Raw genomic sequence first — 19,486 nt, forward strand, 5'->3', positions numbered from 1 at the left:
GATAGCAAAAAGAAATATCAAGGAATATTCATAACTGGTATGGCAATTAAGCAATTACTACTCGCCTCTATAATTGTTGCGAGTTCAGCTGTTAGTGGTGCTGAACAATTTGTCGTGAAAGATATTAAGGTCGAAGGATTACAACGTGTTGCACTGGGTGCGGCGTTGCTAAAAATCCCAGTTCGAATTGGTGACTCTTTAGGTACACCGGATGTCTCAGCGATCATCAAAGCCTTGTATGCCTCAGGCAATTTTGAAGACGTAACCGTATTACGTGACAATGACGTATTAGTCATTCGGGTTAAAGAGCGGCCGACTATTGCAAGCATCTCTTTTTCGGGTAATAAAGCGATTAAAGAAGAGCAACTGCAGCAAAATCTTGATGCATCAGGCATTCGTGTCGGAGAGGCGCTCGATCGAACTACGCTAAGTGAAATTGAAAAGGGTCTGGAAGATTTCTACTACAGTGTTGGTAAATACAATGCTTCTGTACAGGCGGTTGTGACGCCTTTACCAAGAAACCGTTCTGATCTTAAATTTGTCTTTTCTGAAGGGGTTTCTGCAAAAATTCAGCAGATAAACTTTATTGGCAATGAACTGTTTAGCGACGAAGAGCTGTTAAACCTATTTGATCTTAACGTTGATCTCTCTTGGTGGAACTTTCTTTCTGATGATAAGTATCAAAAGCAAGTGCTGGCTGGTGATATAGAAAAACTCACTTCTTACTATCTGGATCGAGGCTATTTGAAGTTTAAAATTGACTCAACTCAGGTGTCGATCTCTCCAGATAAAAAAGGTGTTTATATCACCTTGAATATCGATGAAGGAAAGCGATATACCGTAGACAGTGTTAGTTTTAAAGGTGAGCTGATTGGTAAGGAAGCGGAGTTTAACAAACTGGTTCCGTTCAAGTCTGGAGACACTTATAACGGCTCTTTGGTTACTCAACTTGAAGAGAGCATCAAAAAGGTTCTAGGTGAAGCTGGTTATGCCTACCCTAAAGTCTATACTCAGCCTAAATTCGATGATGACAAACAGCAGGTTGAATTAACGATCTTTGTTGAAGCTGGCAACCGAATTTATGTGAGAGATATTCGTTTTACTGGTAATAATGCCACCAAAGATGAAGTTTTACGTCGTGAAATGCGTCAAATGGAAGGCAGCTGGTTAAACTCTAAATCTTTAGAAACCAGTAAAAATCGTTTAAACCGTCTTGGCTTCTTTGAAACGGTTGATGTTCAAACGGTTAGAGTACCAGGTACTGATGATCAGGTTGATTTAGTCTACAACGTTAAAGAAGCGAACTCAGGTAGTATCAACTTCGGTATCGGTTATGGTACTGAGTCGGGTATGAGTTTCCAAGTTGGTTTGCAACAGGATAACTTTGCCGGTTCTGGAGATCGCGTTGGTATCAGCGCCATGATGAATGACTACCAGAAAAATTTAACACTAGAATATCGTGACCCATACTGGAACTTAGATGGTATTAGTTTAGGTGGCAGGGTGTTCTTTAGTGAATTTGAAGCGGCTAAAGCGGGTATCGTTGACTATACCAACCAGAGCTACGGAACGGGGTTAACTTGGGGCTTCCCATTCGATGAACTAAACTTCTTTGAGTTTGGTGTTGGGTATAAGCACAACAAGATCTCTAACCTCGATGCTTATGTGCAGATTGAGCAATTCCTTGCCTCTCAAAAGAGTAATATCGACAGTAATGGTAATTTGAAGGTTGATGACTTTGATTTCTCAATCTCTTGGAGTCGAAACAATTTAAACCGAGGCTTTTTCCCAACGGCGGGTAACCACCAAAGTGCTTCGTATAAAATGACAATACCGGGTTCAGATGTTCAGTATTTTAAAACTCAGTATGATGTTAGACAGTATATTCCACTAACTCAAAAGCATGAGTTTACGTTACTGTTACGTGGACGCTTAGGTTATGGCAATGGTTATGGTAAAGGCAGCGACGGCAATGATAACCTGTATCCGTTTTATGAAAACTTTTATGCAGGTGGCTTTACCAGTTTACGTGGATTTAGTTCGAACTCAGCAGGTCCGAAAGCTGTCTATAACGAAGGGGTTGGTAATAACCCTAACTATATAGCGACCGACGATTCGGTTGGTGGTAATGCTATCGCGCTTGCCAGTGTTGAGTTAATTGTACCTACTCCATTTGCCTCTGAAGGGGTGAGGAGCCAAGTAAGAACAAGTGTGTTCTTTGATGTGGCAAGTGTTTGGGATACGGAGTTTAATTATCGTACGCCAGATGCCAACATGTCGGGTAAAGACTATTATTATGATTATTCAGATCCTATGAATTATCGTTCGTCATATGGAGCTGCATTGCAGTGGATGTCCCCAATGGGACCGCTGGTTTTCTCTGTTGCAAAACCAGTTAAAAAATACAAAGGGGATGATGAGGAGTTCTTCACATTCACTATTGGTAAAACCTTCTAAAAGGAATACATTTTGAAAAATATCGTTAAAGCGGCTGGCGTTAGTCTAGTAATTGGTTGTTCTTTTTTTGCAAATGCAGCAGAAGCAGCACAAAAAGTGGGTTATATCGGTACTGCGTATATCGTTAAAAATATGCCACAGCGTGAGGCGATTATGAGTAAGCTCCAAGGTGAGCTGAAAGATGACAGAGCTGAGTTAGAAAAAATTAGCGCAGATATCAATTTGAAAGCCCAGAAAATTGAGCGTGATGGCGCTTTGTTGGGTGCTGAAGGTGTTCAGAAACTGAAAATTGAGATCAGCTCTTTACAAGCGGAAGGTAAGATCAAGCAGGACGCGTACCAACAGAAAGCACAAGCACTTGAGTTTCAAGCTCGAAACGAAACATTGGCGCTGATTCAGAAAGCTGTTGAGAAGATCGCTAAAAAAGAAGGGTTTGATATGGTTATTGACGCGCAATCGCTGCAATATGCCAATCCGGATCTAAACTTAACTGATAAAGTACTCGCTGAACTTAAGTAAATACTATGTCTAAAATCTCTCTTGCAGAATTAGCGTCAATCACCGGCGGCCAACTTTATGGTGACGGTTCGGTGATGATTTCTGCGGTATCGGGAATGAATACCGCGAAAGATGGTGATATCACCTTCCTCTCTAATGCTAAATACAAAAAGCGTTTGGGTGAGTGTGTTGCTTCAGCCATTATGGTGAAAGAGTCTGAAAAAGATCTTTGCAACGGCAACGTATTGGTAGTGAATGATCCTTATCTTGCTTATGCTCTAGTTGCGCAAGCTTTGGATACCACTCCAGCTGCCGCTATTGGAATCGATAGCACTGCTGTTATCGCATCTGACGCCGTTCTTGGTGAGAATGTTGCGGTTGGTGCCAATAGTACAATTGAGTCTGGTGTTACGTTAGGTGATAACGTGACGATAGGCGCAGGATGTTTTGTTGGTAAAAATGCCACTATTGCTGCCAATAGTCAGCTGTGGGCAAATGTGACCATATACCATGGCGTACAAATTGGTGAGTCTTGTTTGGTACAGTCTGGAACAGTCATTGGCGCTGACGGCTTTGGTTATGCAAATGATCAAGGTGAGTGGGTTAAGATTCCTCAATTAGGTAGCGTAAAAATTGGCAACCGAGTTGAAATTGGCGCTTGTACCACGATTGATCGAGGGGCTTTAGACGACACCATTATTGAAGACAACGTCATACTGGATAATCAATTACAGATAGCGCATAACGTGCATATCGGTTATGGCACAGCAATGGCTGGTGGTACTGTGGTTGCGGGAAGTACCTCAATTGGTAAATACTGTATTATCGGCGGTGCTTGCGTAATTAACGGTCATATTGAGATTGTGGACGGTGTTACGATTACGGGTATGGGTATGGTTATGAGAAGTATTTCTGAAAAAGGAATATACTCTTCTGGCGTACCTCTTCAGCCTAATAAAGAGTGGCGAAAAACCGCAACTCGTGTTCATCGAATTGATGAAATGAACAAACGACTAAAATCTGTAGAGAAGAAACTGGAGATGTAACGGGTTTATTCTCATACAAGGTCTGCTTATCGCGGACCTTTTTCAATTATATTCAAATGTATGATTATCAATAAATTGATATGTAAATAGGAACTTGGCTTTGACTACTGAAAAGAAAACCATGGATATCACTCGAATTCAGGAATTGCTTCCTCACCGTTATCCATTTTTGCTTATTGATCGCGTAACCGATTATGAAGAAGGTAAATACCTTATTGGTTTAAAAAATGTGACGGTCAATGAGCCTCAATTTACAGGCCACTTTCCGAAACTTCCAATATTCCCTGGTGTCCTTATTTTGGAAGCAATGGCTCAAGCTACAGGTTTGTTAGCGTTCGCGACATTCGGAGCGCCAAGTGAAAATGAACTATACTATTTTGCTAGCATTGATAAAGCCAAATTTCGTAAGCCAGTAAGCCCTGGCGACCAGTTAATAATTGAAGTTGAGTTTTTGAAAGAGCGCAGAGGCATCGCGATGTTTAATGGCGTTGCCAAGGTAGATGGTGAAGTCGTGTGCTCAGCCGAACTTAAATGTGCGCGTAGAGAATTTTAATATGATAAATGAAACAGCTCAGATTCATCCAACAGCAATTGTTGAAGAAGGCGCAGTTATTGGTGCAAATGTAAAAATTGGCCCGTTTTGCTTTGTCGATAGTAAAGTTGAAATTGGAGAAGGAACTGAACTGCTTTCTCATGTTGTGGTGAAAGGCCCGACAACCATTGGCAAAGATAACCGTATTTTCCAGTTTGCTTCTGTCGGTGAAGCTTGCCAAGATTTAAAATACGCTGGTGAAGATACTCGACTTGTCATTGGTGACCGTAATACGATTCGTGAAAGTGTCACAATGCATCGTGGTACGGTACAAGATACCGGTATTACTATCGTAGGTAGCGATAATCTGTTTATGATTAACGCCCATATTGCTCATGATTGTGTTGTGGGCGATCGCTGTATCTTTGCTAATAACGCTACGCTAGCCGGTCATGTGAAAATTGGTGACCATGCCATCATTGGTGGTATGTGTGCAATACACCAATTTTGCCATATAGGTGATCATGCCATGCTTGGTGGTGGGTCTATTGTTGTTCAAGATGTCCCTCCATATGTTATGGCTCAAGGTAATCATTGCGCACCATTCGGTATTAATATCGAAGGTTTGAAGAGACGTGGCTTTGAAAAGAAAGAGATTCATGCCATTCGTCGAGCTTACAAAGCCCTTTACCGCAGTGGAAAAACCGTTGAAGAAGCTAAATTGGATATCGCGGCAGAAGCAGAGCAGTTTGACGGTGTGAAATTGTTCTTAAACTTCCTAGATAAATCAGAACGTGGAATTATTCGTTAATTAGTAGTGAAGTTGTAATAGCGAATGACACGTTGGCTGACAGTCATGATGGAAAAAGATCGCCCTTTTGCGATCTTTTTGTTTATATCCACTCTGCTTAATCAAAGTCATTATGATTAAGCTACCATTCAGCCCTTGATACGATTGATATAAGCTAATCTCAAATCGGATAGATTAATAACAGCAGGAAAAGCGAATGTCGGATAACGCTCAATTAAGAATAGGTATTGTCGCAGGTGAGCTATCGGGAGATACCCTAGGCGAAGGGTTTATAAAAGCGATCAAGCTTCGCTACCCTAATGCTGAATTTGTCGGTATTGGCGGCCCTAAAATGAAAGCACTAGGCTGTGAATCGTTATTTGATATGGAAGAGCTAGCCGTGATGGGGCTGGTTGAAGTGTTAGGACGATTGCCTCGACTAATTAAAGTCAAAGCTGAGCTTGTTGGTCATTTTACGCAAAACCCACCTGATGTATTTATTGGTATTGATGCGCCAGACTTTAATTTGAGATTAGAAAAAGATCTAAAAGATGCCGGCATCAAAACGGTCCATTACGTGAGTCCGTCGGTATGGGCATGGCGGCAGAAGCGAATTTACAAAATTGCGGCAGCGACAAACTTGGTACTGGCTTTCTTACCTTTTGAAAAAGCATTTTATGACAAATTTAACGTACCATGTGAGTTTATAGGCCATACGTTGGCCGATGCTATTCCACTTGAAAGTGACAAGAATGAAGCACGACTAAAACTAGGCTTACAGTTAGATAAGCGCTGGTTAGCCGTTCTTCCCGGAAGTCGAGGTTCGGAAGTCTCTATGCTGGCAGAGCCGTTTATTAAGGCGTGCCAGATGTTGAGCCAGCGTCATCCGGATTTAGGTTTCGTGGTTGCGGTAATTAATAACAAACGCAAAACTCAATTCGAGCAGGTGTGGAAAAGTATTGCTCCTGAACTCTCATTTGTCTTAGTGGAAGAGACGGCCAGAAATATTATACAAGCCGCGGATACCGTTATGCTGGCATCAGGTACCGTCGCGCTTGAGTGTATGCTGATAAAAAGACCAATGGTAGTCGGTTATAATGTGAACCGAATTACCGCGTTTATTGCCAAACGATTAGTAAAGACAGATTATGTTTCCTTACCAAATATTCTGGCTGAACAGCCGTTGGTTAAAGAGTTTTTGCTGGAAGAGTGTAATCCTCAAAATCTTTGTGACGAAGTAGATAGATTGCTAACAAGTGATAATCAGCCATTGATAGACAAGTTCACTGAAATGCATCAATGGATAAAAAAAGATGCCGATACTCAAGCGGCAAATGCAGTATTAAACTTAATTGGAAAATGAGATGACCAAAGATCTTCCTCCTTTTGAATACCCGAATGGGTATCAATTATTTGCGGGTGTGGATGAAGTCGGCAGAGGCCCGTTAGTGGGCGATGTTGTTACTGCTGCTGTGATACTTGATGCTAATAACCCGATAGAAGGTTTGACAGATTCGAAAAAACTGTCTGAGAAAAAACGGCTGGCACTGTTTCCAGAAATTCAACACAAAGCACTGGCTTGGTCGGTGGGTCGCTGCTCACCAGAAGAGATAGATCAGTTAAATATCTTACACGCTACCATGTTAGCCATGACACGAGCTGTAGAAGGGTTGAAGCTTCAACCTGATTTCGTATTAATTGATGGTAATCGAACTCCTGATTTGGTGATGGCATCTCAAGCTGTGGTAAAAGGCGATCTCAGAGTGGCAGAGATCAGTGCGGCATCCATAATCGCAAAAGTTGTCAGAGATAAAGAGATGGAAGCGCTGGACATTGAATATCCTCAATTTGGCTTTGCCAAGCATAAAGGCTATCCAACCAAAGCCCATTTTGAAGCAATTGAGAAACATGGTGTTATCGCACAACATCGAAAAAGTTTTAAACCGGTAAAGAGAGCTTTAGGGTTAGAATGATCCCATTGCTTGGCTATACGTTTGAGGCGATAGCTAATCCACCACAATAATTAATGATTGAGCAGTAAAATAGATGTCAGATCCAAAGTTTATACACTTACGCGTACACAGTGACTTTTCCATGGTGGATGGACTATCCAAAGTTCCTCCATTAGTGAAAAAAGTGGCAGAAATTGGTATGCCTGCAATGGCTTTGACAGATTTCACTAATTTATGTGGTTTGGTGAAATTTTATAATACCGCCCATAATTGCGGTATTAAGCCTATTATCGGAGCTGACTTCAAAGTCCAATCAGTGGAATTTGGTGATGAGCTAACCAACTTGACGGTTTTGGCTAAAAATAATAAGGGCTACAATAACTTAACGCTGCTAATCTCTGAAGCCTATCAGAGGGGGCATGTACAGCATCAACCCGTTATTGATAAGTCTTGGTTAGTTGAGCATTCCGAAGGGCTGATTTTGCTGTCCGGCGGAAAGCAAGGAGATATCGGAAAAGCGCTGTTAAAAGGCAACCGCGCACTAGTAAATAAGTGTGTTGATTTTTATCAGCGCCATTTTCCTGATCACTATTATCTAGAAGTCACGCGAACGGGTCGAGTTGATGAAGAGAGCTATCTCCATTTTGCCGTTGAGTTAGCTGAAGAGACGGAACTACCAGTCGTTGCCACTAATGAGGTGATGTTTCTAAAAGAAGACCAGTTCGATGCTCATGAAATTCGTGTTGCCATCCATGATGGCTTTACCCTTGACGATCCTCGCCGACCAAAACTCTACAGTGCGCAGCAATATCTTCGTACTGAAGAAGAGATGTGCCAGCTTTTCTCTGATATTCCTGAAGCGTTACAAAACAGTGTTGAGATAGCGAAACGTTGTAATGTTACCGTGCGCCTAGGGGAGTACTTTCTTCCTAACTTCCCAACGGAAGGGATGAAGATAGAGGATTATTTGGTTAAAAAGTCCCAAGAAGGGCTAGAGGAACGATTAGAGTTTCTTTTTCCTGATCCTCAGACACGCCTGCAAAAACGTCCAGAATATGATGAGCGACTGCAAATTGAGTTGGATGTGGTTAACCAAATGGGCTTCCCCGGTTACTTCCTTATCGTAATGGAGTTTATCCAGTGGTCAAAAGATAACGATGTGCCTGTTGGTCCCGGGCGTGGTTCTGGTGCGGGTTCTTTAGTGGCTTATGCGCTTAAAATTACCGACCTTGATCCGTTAGAATATGACCTGCTATTTGAACGATTCCTTAACCCAGAACGTGTCTCCATGCCCGATTTTGATATCGACTTTTGTATGGATAAGCGAGACCAAGTTATTGACCATGTGGCAGAAATGTATGGTCGTGATGCGGTATCTCAGATCATTACCTTTGGTACTATGGCGGCAAAAGCAGTAATACGAGACGTGGGTAGGGTGCTAGGGCATCCATATGGTTTTGTCGACCGAATCTCTAAAATGGTGCCACCTGATCCGGGGATGACGTTAGAGAAAGCGTTTAAAGCGGAACCTCAGTTACCTCAAGTCTATGAAGCAGATGAAGAGGTAAAAGAGCTGATTGATATGTGTCGCATTCTTGAAGGTGTGACGCGAAATGCCGGTAAACATGCTGGTGGTGTGGTTATTTCTCCCACTACAATTACCGATTTTGCCCCAATTTATTGCGATGCGGAAGGCAACTTCCCCGTAACACAATTTGATAAAAATGATGTTGAAACAGCAGGTTTGGTTAAGTTTGATTTTCTCGGCTTAAGAACCCTCACCATCATTGACTGGGCGTTAGGCTTGATCAATCCACGTATGGAGCGAGAGGGTAAATCTTTAGTCCGTATCGAGTCTATTCCTCTGCAAGATGAGGCTTCCTTTAGGATATTGCAAAACTCCGAAACTACTGCGGTATTCCAGTTGGAATCCCGGGGAATGAAAGAGCTCATTAAGCGTCTACAACCTGATTCATTTGAAGATATTATCGCCTTGGTGGCACTATTCCGTCCCGGCCCTCTGCAGTCAGGAATGGTAGATAACTTTATTGATCGTAAGCACGGTAGAGAGGCGATCTCATACCCAGATGAAACGTGGCAACATGAATCGTTAAAAGAGACCTTGGAACCTACCTACGGCATTATTTTATACCAAGAACAGGTTATGCAGATCGCTCAGATTCTTGCTGGTTATACCTTGGGTGGAGCGGATATGCTTCGTCGTGCCATGGGTAAGAAAAAACCAGAAGAGATGGCGAAGCAACGTGCTATTTTCGAGCAAGGCTCTATCGACAATGGCGTTGATGGCGAGTTGGCGATGAAAATCTTTGACTTGGTGGAGAAATTCGCCGGTTATGGATTTAACAAATCGCACTCCGCTGCCTATGCTTTAGTGTCATACCAAACCTTGTGGCTAAAAACCCACTATCCAGCTGAATTTATGGCCGCAGTAATGACGGCGGATATGGATAACACTGAAAAAGTGGTTGGTTTGGTGGATGAATGTATACGGATGAACCTTACTGTATCGCCACCGGATGTAAATGTTGGCTTATACCGTTTTAATGTTGATGAAAATGGTGCTGTTGTTTATGGTATCGGTGCCATTAAAGGTGTAGGTGAAGGCCCTATTGAAAGCATCATTGATGCAAGAACAAAGGATGGCCACTTTAAAGATCTGTTCGATTTTTGTGCCCGAGTTGATCTTAAGAAAGTGAATAAAAGAGTCATTGAGAAGCTCATTCAAGCAGGCGCGTTGGACAAGCTTGGACCACATAGGGCGGCAATGATGGCCTCTGTGGATGATGCAGTGAAAGCTGCGGGTCAGCACAACCAAGCAGAAGCGTTTGGCCAAGCGGATATGTTTGGCGTATTAACTGACGCACCCGAAGCGGTAGAGCAAGCTTATGCTCAAGTGGCAAAGTGGCCAGAGAAAGTGTGGTTAGAAGGGGAGCGAGAAACACTAGGCTTATATTTAACCGGACATCCGATAAATGCCTATATAAAGGAACTTTCTAAATACACCAGTTGTCGACTTAAAGATGCGACACCGACTCGCAGAGATCAATCGGTTACTTTATCTGGTTTGGTTATAGCGGCTAGAGTGATGACCACTAAACGTGGAAGTCGAATTGGTTTAATGACTTTAGATGACCGTTCGGGACGAATTGAGGTAATGTTGTTCTCTGATTCTCTCGATAAGTATGCTGAACTACTAGAAAAAGACAAAATTTTAGTGGTTTCTGGACAGGTCAGCTTTGATGACTTCAATGGTGGCCTTAAAATGTCCGCTCGCGAAGTTATGGAATTAGGTGAAGCTCGAGAGAGATATGCTCAAGCGCTCTCCATCTCCATAAGTCAATCGCAGATAGATGAGCAATTTTTTGACAAATTTAGCAAAATATTGGAACCGCATAGAGCGGGTACTATACCTGTTAATGTTTATTATCAACGGCCAGATGCTCGAGTGAAGCTCGCTCTGGGGGTTGAGTGGCGTGTTACGCCAAATGACAATTTAATTGATGAATTGAAACTGCTACTTGGATCAAGCCAAGTAGAACTCGAATTTAACTAAGATCCGCTGCTTACAGAGCAACGGAATATAAAAGGATTCAAGATGAGCCTGAATTTTCTAGAATTTGAAAAGCCTATAGCAGAGTTGGAAGCAAAAATTGAAGCGCTTCGCGATGTTTCACGCCACGGTGGTGATACATCTGTGGATCTGGATAAAGAGATCGCACAACTTGAAGAGAAAAGCTTAGAGCTTAAAAAGAAAGTATTTAGTGATTTGGGCGCGTGGCAAGTTGCACAGCTTGCTCGACATCCGCAGCGACCATATACGTTAGATTATATCGATAGCGTTTTTACTGAGTTTGATAACTTGTCTGGTGATCGTGCTTTTGCTGATGATAAAGCGATTGTTGGTGGTATCGCTCGCTTAGATGGACAACCAGTGATGGTTATTGGACATCAAAAAGGACGTGAAACCAAAGAGAAAGTAATTAGAAACTTTGGTATGCCTAAGCCTGAAGGTTATAGAAAAGCATTGCGTTTAATGGAGATGGCAGAAAGATTTAACATGCCAATTATCACCTTCATTGATACTGCGGGTGCTTACCCAGGCGTTGGGGCGGAAGAGCGTGGACAATCCGAAGCTATCGCTAAGAATCTAAAAGTTATGTCTGGCCTAACGGTTCCGGTGATTTGTAATGTCGTTGGTGAAGGTGGCTCAGGTGGTGCATTGGCTATCGGCGTTGGTGATTACGTTAATATGCTGCAGTACTCTACATATGCGGTAATTTCACCAGAAGGTTGTGCCTCTATTCTGTGGCGTGATTCGGATAAAGCCCCACAAGCTGCAGAAGCTATGGGGTTAACAGCAGACCGTCTTAAAGAGTTAGAACTGATTGATGAGATTATTGAAGAACCATTAGGCGGTGCTCATAGAGATCCAATTCAGATGGCTCAAAATATTAAAGCTACGCTTTTAAAACAGTTGGAAGATCTGCAGCAACTCGATAGCGATACTTTACTAGAACGTCGCTATCAACGTTTGATGAGCTACGGCTACTGTTGATAAATTAGCTATTGTTAAATCGATTGTGATAGACGTACAGTGAAAGTGAAGCGGGTGATAAGCCCGCTTTTTTATTGCTGTTTTTCTATTTGTTGGACTTTTTCGAGTGATTGAGTTCATTTTGGCCGTATAATTGACCCGATAGCTATTTAATTTACTGAATAATAGGCCCTGCATTGATTTATTCGCATTTCAGCTCTGTTCTTGACTCATTTACCCTGCACACACATGGCAAAGTTGTGCTGGCTCTTAGCGGGGGTGTGGATTCCCGCGTGTTGCTGCATTTGTTGGCTCATTATCGGAGCAAACATCCTTCTCTAATATGCCAAGTTGTTCATGTACATCATGGCCTTAGCGACAATGCTGACTCATGGAGTGAGCAGTGCGCGGTATGGTGTGAAGAGTATAGTTTTGATTTTAAAGTAGAGCGCGTAACCCTCAATCTTGGCAATCAAATAAGTACAGAACAAGAAGCTAGAGTACACCGCTATCAGGTGCTGGAGAAATATGTCGCTGAAGGTGATGTGCTATTAACGGGTCAGCATGCGACGGATCAAGTAGAGACATTCTTGTTGGCATTAAAACGAGGTAGCGGTCCAAAAGGGCTCTCTTCAATGCCTGTATCGACGGTATTTTCTCAAGGTCATCTTGTTCGACCTTTATTAGCGATATCTAGGCAGCAAGTGTATCAATTTGCACAGGATGAGAAGCTTGATTGGTTAGAAGACGAAAGTAATAACGATATAAAATTTGACCGTAACTTCCTTCGCCATCATGTTGTTCCAGTACTTACTGAACGCTGGCCTGAGATTGAAAAGTCAGTAGGGCGCAGTGCCAAGCTGTGTGCTGAGCAAGAACAATTAGTAAACGAACTGTTAGAAGAGAAGCTGAGTTTCTGTCTACAAGCTGATAAGAGCTTGGCGATTGATGCTTTGTCTCAGCAGAGCGAGTTAGCTCGTAAACAGCTTATTCGTATGTGGCTGAAAAGACAGTCTTGTCTGATGCCTTCATATAAACAGTTGGAGCTTATTTGGTCGGAAGTGGCGCAAGCTAAAAAGGATGCGAATCCAACACTTGGTATCGCAAGTGGCACCATTCGCCGGTTTCAACATGCGCTCTATTTTGTTGCACCACATTGCGATGTAAGCCATTGGACTGGAGAGCTTCACTGGCAACAGCCTCTTAAGCTACCTGACAATTTAGGTGAGTTGCTGTTTGTCTCTATAGAAAGATCGCAAGCTGAAGGGACGGCTAATGAGAGAGTAGAGAAAATGACGCTACGCACGCCTAGTGAAGAAGAAACCGTCTCTGTCACTTTTGCACCTGAGGGGCTATTGGCTCATCCTGCGACCAGAACTCACAGTCGTAAGTTAAAAAAACTTTATCAGGAGTATGGCGTACCGACTTGGCTGAGAAAAAGAACGCCTATAATTATGTATAACGACAAAATTGCCATGGTTGGTGATCTGTTTGTAGACAAAAATTTTCACGGTCATGATTGTGAAATAGTATGGAATAAAGTATAAGAAAATAAATAAGTAAGAATAGCAATGTTTAAAAGGATAATAACGATGAATAAAATTACCACAGGACTACTACTGGCAACGGCTCTATTTAGTGCATCATCAATGGCTGCTGGTGATCCTGTCGCTGGGAAAGCAAAATCAGCAATATGCGCAGCCTGCCATGGTGCGGATGGAATGGCTCTTATTGATGGCTATCCAAACATTAAAGGTCAAAATTCGGCATACATTCAATCTTCTCTTAAAGCTTATCGTTCTAAGCAAAGAAACGGTGGGTTAGCCGTTGTGATGCAAGCTCAAGCTATGTTGTTAAATGATCAGGATATTGAGAACTTAGCGGCTTACTATTCGTCATTAAAGTAATCGCCACTAAAGTAATCGTTGCTGAATAAGCTCCTTGAAGTTATTTGAGTAGATTAGGTATTAATTAAGGGACTAAAATGAAGAAAATTGAAGCGATCATTAAGCCATTCAAATTAGATGATGTACGTGAAGCATTGGCTGAAGTTGGTATTACTGGTATGACGGTTTCAGAAGTAAAAGGTTTCGGTCGTCAAAAAGGCCATACGGAACTGTATCGTGGTGCAGAGTATATGGTGGACTTTTTGCCTAAGGTAAAACTGGAAATCGTAGTGAATGGCGACGTGGTCGAACAATGCATTGATACCATTATTGAAACGGCGCAAACTGGAAAAATTGGTGACGGTAAAATTTTCGTCACTGACGTTGAACGAGTGGTTCGAATCCGTACCGGCGAAGAAGACGAAGACGCTATTTAGTTCTTTGATTATAGAAAGTCACTTGGGGATATCCTCAAGTGACTCCAATCACTATTTTAAAGGAGCGAAAGCTCCTTTTTTATTAGGAGATTTTTAATGACAAAGTGGTACGCAAGAATAGTGGCAGTGTTGAGCTGCTCGGCACTGATATTTTTGCTGTTATTTCGAGGGTTGTTTAATATACCAGAACAACCACAACTGTTGTTACCTAACGAGAACCCGTCATCAGAGGTAAAGCAGTGTTATAAAAACCCTACGTCTAAGCCCATTGATGACAATGGCACCATCTCCTTGTTAGTTTGGAATCTCTATAAGCAAAACAACCCTTCTTGGCGGTCAGAATTAGACCGTTACAGCCAGCAGCGTCAACTAATTTTGTTACAGGAAGTCAGTTTAACCGATGAGTTTGCATCTTGGCTGTCTAGCAAGCCTTGGGGGAGCCAGTACGTAAACGCATTTAAAGTTTTTGATACCAGTGCCGGCGTATTGAATCTCGCCTCTCAGATGCCGTCTGAAGCGTGTGCGTATGTTCAAGTAGAACCTTGGCTACGTCTGCCAAAATCGGCGCTCTATGCGCGTTATCGACTGAGTAATGGCGAATACTTAGCCGTGATTAATCTTCATGCTATCAATTTTACTTTTGGCGTGTCTGACTACCAAAAGCAGATAGATACATTACGTCGAATTGTTCAGCGTCATGCTGGTCCGCTTATTCTTGCTGGAGATTTTAATACTTGGAGTGAGTCAAGAATGGCGTCTGTTCGGCAAGTGACGGGATCTTTAAAGTTAAAAGAGGTGACGTTTAAGCCTGATGATCGTAAGCGCTTTATTACAGGTCTGCCCCTTGACCATATTTTTGTCGCTAATTTAGACGTTATCAACGCAAAAGCGCCCATCACGGACGCTTCAGATCATAACCCTATGCTGGTTGAACTTAGAATATCAGGATATACAAAGCCCAAATAATAAAGTAACCCAGCCACGGTATGGATGCGATTAACAATGCTTGGCGTTGAGTGAACTCTGTCCATGCACCAATGGCGGCATAGCCTAATACAATATACCAAGGTAAAAGCAGAGGAAAAGCACTGGCAAATCCTGACCATTGACTGGTTAGAGGCAGTTTTAGCAAGCCATTCAAGCTATTTAGATCCGCAGCATAATTCATGACTTGTCCATGGTTTACCAATAGATTGACGTAGCTGGCAAGGTCCCCTAAAACCGCAGGGAATATAACTACCGATGCCCCTGCAAACCATTTCCAATAACCGTGCTGATACTTACTTGGCTTGGCTGCAAGCATAAACCAGAAAGCCAGCAAACCAATCACAAGAGTACGATTTAAAATATCGTTAATAATCTCACTTGCCATCAACGTGTTGGCGTCTAATTGAGTGACGATATTTTGATCGGTTTGACTGATAAGAGCGGCTTTTAGCCATTCAAAATCGACGACATCGAAATAGGCTCCCCAAAATAGAAATGGGCTGATAAGCAATAATATGTAGATCTGCCATCCCCACATCCCCTTTTGATAGAGTGCGGAAAAACAGGATGTTGGCGCTCGGAATATATCAAGCAACATAATGAGCGGATTGCTAGATGGAATGATCATACACTTACCTTAGTTACATCGACGTACAGTTTTAGTTTTTGTCCTGGTTGAATATATTTCTGCTTAGTAAGGTTATTCCATTTAACAATATCTGAGCTTTTTACTTTAAACTTATTGGCTATTGCGCTGATGGTATCACCATTGCGAACTTTATAATTAACGGTGCGAATGATGGCGCCATCACTGCTGTTTTTCCAGATAACTATTTTTTGCCCAACGCGCAATGTATCTCTTGGTCCCATGCCATTCCACTTTGCTAGTGACTGATAAGAAACGTTATTTTTTCTAGAGATACTCCATAAACTTTCACCTGATAACACCGTGTGAGTGACTTTATATTTGCCTCTGGCAATAGACTGAGTTTTGGCTAGTCTATTTTTGGCACTCAGGGTATAGGTTTTGTCGCTACCTGTTGAGGTAGGGATCATCAAAAATTTTCCGGCGCGTATGTTGTTATTAGTTAAACCATTTGCGGTGCGAATAATCTTGGCTGTCGTATTGTGTTTTCTGGCAATAACACTAATTGAATCACCAGTTTTTACTTTGTAGCGAACAAGCTTGACGCCTTTGCCACGGTTTTCAAGCGCAGATTTATTAAATTGTTCAACATTACTGGCAGGAATCAAAAAGTGGTGTGGGCCTTCTGGTGCTGTTGCCCATTGATTATATGCAGGGTTGTAGCTTTGTAACTGTTTCACGCTTAGGCCTGCATAATTAGCGGCAATGGCTAAATCGAGCTGTTCTTTTGGATCGACTAACTCCAAAACGGGTTTGTTTGCAATGGCAGGAATAGTGATACCGTATTTCTCTTGATTTGCGACAACATCAGCCAATGCGAGTAGTTTTGGTACATAACCACTGGTTTCTTTAGGCAGATCTAATGAGAAGAAATCGATAGGTTTGTTGGCTTTTTCATTCTTGGTAATCGCTCTAGAAACGCGTCCACCGCCGCTGTTATACGCTGCGATCGCGTGGCTCCAATTACCGTTAAAGCGTTTATTTAAGTAGGTAAGGTAGTTAAGAGCTGCATCGGTTGCCGCATCGACGTCACGACGGCCGTCATACCAGTAATTCTGCTCTAGGCCGTACATCTTTCCTGTTCCAGGAACGAATTGCCATAACCCAGCAGCACTGCCGTGTGAATATGCAAATGCATCGAAGGCACTTTCAACCACAGGTAGCAGTGCTAGCTCTAATGGCAGTTGGCGCTGTTCAATTTTCTCAACAATCAAATATAAAAAAGGCTCAGCGCGTTGTGAAATCGTTGCGAGGTGCTTGGGGTGTTTAATATACCAATCACGATAGTAATCTATCGTTTTGTGATCTGGCACAGGTAGATAGAGCTGCATTGCAATTCGCTGCCAAATATCTTCTTGCTGCCATGGCGTTGCAGCAGTGGGATATTCTACGGTGAGAGAGGCCGAATTGGCATCTGACGCGGAGTGTTCTGTTGTCGCAATACCGCTGTTATCGTCAATAACATCAGATTGATTTTTAATAGAATTTGTATCGCGATTTTCAGCACTATGTGTCGACGCATCATTTTGTTGGACTGATTGGCAACCAGCCAAGAGCAGCACTACAGCCCAACTAAATAGAATTCTCATTAATCTAACCTTTTTCAAAATTGGCTGCTGATGATACTTGTGCTCAATTGTTGATACAAGGCAGAAAATGTTAAAATGCGTTCTTCCACTCTCTGAGTGCGCTAAAGATAGTCACAGGACGGGTGTCCCTAACTCTGTTTGATACGGAGTTTATAATGCTGGGCTGCTCTACCCTTAAAAATGGGTTGATCCACTTCTCCTGCCTTAATGTCGTGGGCAGAGTGGGTTTGTTTTCACTTCTAAGGCGATAAACTTCTTCTCTGTACTGAAGAAGCTGTTGGTTATCGGGTTCTACCGCTAACGCAAAAGCGATGTTACTGGTGGTGTACTCATGAGCAGGATAAATTTCAATCTCTTCTGGCAAACAGAGTATCTTATTTAACGACTCGAACATCTGCTCGTTTGTGCCTTCAAAAACACGGCCACAGCCTGCTGAGAATAGAACATCGCCGCAGAACAGTTTTCCATCGCCAACATAACCGATATGACCACTTGTGTGGCCAGGTAGGTCGATAACCAGAAATGTTTCATCGAATAGAGAGAATTGGTTTCCCGCCGGCATCGGATGGGTGAGTGATTCGATATTATCGTTTTCAGGACCAACCACCTTGATATGAGGAAACTCAGATCTTAGTGCTGGAATACCACCAATATGGTCTTGATGGTGATGAGTGATGAGTATCGCTTCTAATGTTAACCCATGTTCATTGAGGTAATTCAAAACGGGTTGAGCCTCTCCGGGATCAACTATTGCACAACGTAAATCGTGATTTTGAATTAGCCAGATGTAATTGTCATTAAATGCGGGTATGCTCTTGATGGTTAACATTTTGTTCTCCAGCTACGGAATGATGAAATTAAGTGATGAAACCAGCTCGTACTACACGAAAACTTGAGAAACCACACTCATGGCAGCAATTAAAAAATGGCCAATGGGTATCCGAATCTATCCAAATGAGATTGGATGAATGGTGCCCTAAGTTATTTGGTTATCATATGCTTAAACTTGGTGGTTTAAGTTGTGAGATTGCCAGTAGTATGTGCAATATACAACATCAAGTTAATGTCGATATAAAAAACCCTTTGCATAATGTTATCGCTGATAGCTGCAACTTACCATTTTTAGAGAAAAGTTTTGATGTCATTTTGCTGGCTCATCAACTGGATTACAGCAATGATCCCCACTGTTTATTAAGAGAAATAGATAGGGTAATGATTGATGACGGCTATCTGATATTAACGGGGTTTAATCCAATAAGCCTGACTGGCGTAAATAGCTTAATGCCATGGCGAAAAAATAATTTACCTTGGAGTGGACGAATGTTTACGCCAAATCGGATACGTGATTGGTTGGGATTACTTAACTATCAAGTGATTCACTCAGATCAGTATGCGGTTTTACCTTGGAATCATCCTGTCTGGACGTGGGCAGAGAGTGGGCTAGGGGACTGTATAACACCTTTCGGTAGCTTATATTTTATTGTCGCAAGAAAAAGAACCTATCCGCTTAAACTCATAAAGCCCCATTGGCGACTAAAAAGAAGATTGTCACCAGTGGGAGTAAATTGCCGAATTCGATAGATTTTTAGCTATTATTGGCTGCTATATAGCCTTGGTCTATCTCGGTAGGGTTTTCTGCAGCCGCTCTGGCTATGTCATCGCAGATCTCATTTTCTCTATGCCCTGCGTGGCCCTTAACCCATTTCCATTCAACTTGATGGCGAGCGGACTCCGTGTCCAGTGCTTGCCATAAGTCAGCATTTTTAACTGGCTTTTTGTCGGCGGTTTTCCAGCCGCGCTTTTTCCAATTGTGTATCCATTGAGTGATGCCTTGTCTTACATACTGGCTATCCGTGGTTAGCGTTACCTGACATGGTTCCTTCAGTGACTTTAAAGCGACGACGGCCGCCATCATCTCCATACGATTATTGGTGGTAAGTTCAAAGCCTTTTGCGAGCTGCTTTTCGTTCTGTTTGTAACGCAAAACGATGCCATATCCGCCGGGACCGGGATTACCTAAACAAGAACCATCAGTGAAAACTTCAACTTGTTTTGTCATGATTTGATACTATTGGTTATTATTGCTATTTGCTTCGGTATAGTCTGACATA

General features: G+C 42.4%; 18 protein-coding genes. 14 read left to right on the forward strand and 4 right to left on the reverse strand.

Features of this window, described 5'->3' with window-relative positions; translation table 11 throughout:
• The first annotated feature begins 39 nt into the window (after positions 1-39).
• From bamA to F0227_RS10445, 13 genes are all read left to right on the forward strand, one after another.
• Positions 40-2,457 carry an outer membrane protein assembly factor BamA gene (bamA, locus tag F0227_RS10385; RefSeq protein WP_171753132.1) on the forward strand — a complete coding sequence of 806 codons (2,418 nt, stop codon included), beginning with the start codon at positions 40-42 and terminating at the stop codon, positions 2,455-2,457.
• 12 nt (positions 2,458-2,469) lie between these two features.
• A complete protein-coding gene (locus tag F0227_RS10390) occupies positions 2,470-2,976 on the forward strand; it encodes an OmpH family outer membrane protein (RefSeq protein WP_171753133.1) in 507 nt (168 codons plus the stop codon).
• A 5-nt stretch (positions 2,977-2,981) separates the two neighbouring features.
• On the forward strand, positions 2,982-4,001 hold the full coding sequence (lpxD, locus tag F0227_RS10395) for a UDP-3-O-(3-hydroxymyristoyl)glucosamine N-acyltransferase (protein WP_171753134.1): 1,020 nt from the start codon (positions 2,982-2,984) through the stop codon (positions 3,999-4,001).
• 121 nt (positions 4,002-4,122) lie between these two features.
• Positions 4,123-4,554 (forward strand): 3-hydroxyacyl-ACP dehydratase FabZ, encoded by a 432-nt coding sequence (fabZ, locus tag F0227_RS10400; RefSeq protein ID WP_171753177.1) that lies wholly within the window; start codon positions 4,123-4,125, stop codon positions 4,552-4,554.
• 1 nt (position 4,555) lies between these two features.
• Positions 4,556-5,344, forward strand: coding sequence for an acyl-ACP--UDP-N-acetylglucosamine O-acyltransferase (gene lpxA, locus F0227_RS10405; RefSeq protein WP_171753135.1), 789 nt, complete (start codon positions 4,556-4,558; stop codon positions 5,342-5,344).
• Between the two features lie 196 nt (positions 5,345-5,540).
• The gene (lpxB, locus tag F0227_RS10410) at positions 5,541-6,686 is read left to right on the forward strand and encodes a lipid-A-disaccharide synthase (RefSeq protein WP_171753136.1); all 1,146 of its coding nucleotides are present in this window, start codon (positions 5,541-5,543) and stop codon (positions 6,684-6,686) included.
• Complete coding sequence (gene rnhB, locus F0227_RS10415) at positions 6,676-7,296, forward strand: ribonuclease HII (RefSeq protein WP_171753137.1); 621 nt, start codon at positions 6,676-6,678, stop codon at positions 7,294-7,296. Before lpxB ends, rnhB begins: the two co-directional genes overlap by 11 nt.
• 73 nt (positions 7,297-7,369) lie before the next feature.
• Positions 7,370-10,849, forward strand: a complete 3,480-nt coding sequence (gene dnaE, locus F0227_RS10420; protein WP_171753138.1) for a DNA polymerase III subunit alpha — start codon at positions 7,370-7,372, stop codon at positions 10,847-10,849.
• Positions 10,850-10,891: 42 nt separating this feature from the next.
• Entirely contained in the window at positions 10,892-11,851 is a 960-nt protein-coding gene (gene accA / locus F0227_RS10425) for an acetyl-CoA carboxylase carboxyl transferase subunit alpha (protein WP_171753139.1), read from the forward strand.
• A gap of 239 nt (positions 11,852-12,090) precedes the next feature.
• Positions 12,091-13,377, forward strand: coding sequence for a tRNA lysidine(34) synthetase TilS (gene tilS / locus F0227_RS10430; protein ID WP_345775802.1), 1,287 nt, complete (start codon positions 12,091-12,093; stop codon positions 13,375-13,377).
• 45 nt (positions 13,378-13,422) lie between these two features.
• The gene (locus F0227_RS10435) at positions 13,423-13,737 is read left to right on the forward strand and encodes a cytochrome c (RefSeq protein ID WP_171753141.1); all 315 of its coding nucleotides are present in this window, start codon (positions 13,423-13,425) and stop codon (positions 13,735-13,737) included.
• A 77-nt stretch (positions 13,738-13,814) separates the two neighbouring features.
• Entirely contained in the window at positions 13,815-14,153 is a 339-nt protein-coding gene (glnB, locus tag F0227_RS10440) for a nitrogen regulatory protein P-II (protein ID WP_171753142.1), read from the forward strand.
• A gap of 96 nt (positions 14,154-14,249) precedes the next feature.
• The gene (locus tag F0227_RS10445) at positions 14,250-15,119 is read left to right on the forward strand and encodes an endonuclease/exonuclease/phosphatase family protein (protein WP_171753143.1); all 870 of its coding nucleotides are present in this window, start codon (positions 14,250-14,252) and stop codon (positions 15,117-15,119) included.
• Here the strand turns inward: F0227_RS10445 and F0227_RS10450 are convergent.
• From F0227_RS10450 to gloB, 3 genes are all read right to left on the reverse strand, one after another.
• Positions 15,088-15,765: a YIP1 family protein gene (locus F0227_RS10450; protein WP_171753178.1), complete on the reverse strand. Its 678-nt coding sequence runs from the start codon at positions 15,763-15,765 to the stop codon at positions 15,088-15,090. The genes F0227_RS10445 and F0227_RS10450 overlap by 32 nt on opposite strands.
• Positions 15,765-17,375 (reverse strand): LysM peptidoglycan-binding domain-containing protein, encoded by a 1,611-nt coding sequence (locus tag F0227_RS10455; protein ID WP_171753144.1) that lies wholly within the window; start codon positions 17,373-17,375, stop codon positions 15,765-15,767. Before F0227_RS10455 ends, F0227_RS10450 begins: the two co-directional genes overlap by 1 nt.
• 70 nt (positions 17,376-17,445) lie before the next feature.
• Positions 17,446-18,204, reverse strand: a complete 759-nt coding sequence (gloB, locus tag F0227_RS10460; protein WP_171753145.1) for a hydroxyacylglutathione hydrolase — start codon at positions 18,202-18,204, stop codon at positions 17,446-17,448.
• 35 nt (positions 18,205-18,239) lie between these two features.
• Here gloB and F0227_RS10465 point away from each other — a divergent pair, with 35 nt between their 5' ends.
• Complete coding sequence (locus tag F0227_RS10465; protein WP_171753179.1) at positions 18,240-18,956, forward strand: class I SAM-dependent methyltransferase; 717 nt, start codon at positions 18,240-18,242, stop codon at positions 18,954-18,956.
• A gap of 4 nt (positions 18,957-18,960) precedes the next feature.
• Here the strand turns inward: F0227_RS10465 and rnhA are convergent, their stop codons facing one another.
• Positions 18,961-19,434, reverse strand: coding sequence for a ribonuclease HI (rnhA, locus tag F0227_RS10470; RefSeq protein WP_171753146.1), 474 nt, complete (start codon positions 19,432-19,434; stop codon positions 18,961-18,963).
• Between the last annotated feature and the right edge of the window lie 52 nt (positions 19,435-19,486).

Source organism: Vibrio sp. 99-8-1, from assembly GCF_013114595.1.
Taxonomy (GTDB): Bacteria; Pseudomonadota; Gammaproteobacteria; order Enterobacterales; family Vibrionaceae; genus Vibrio.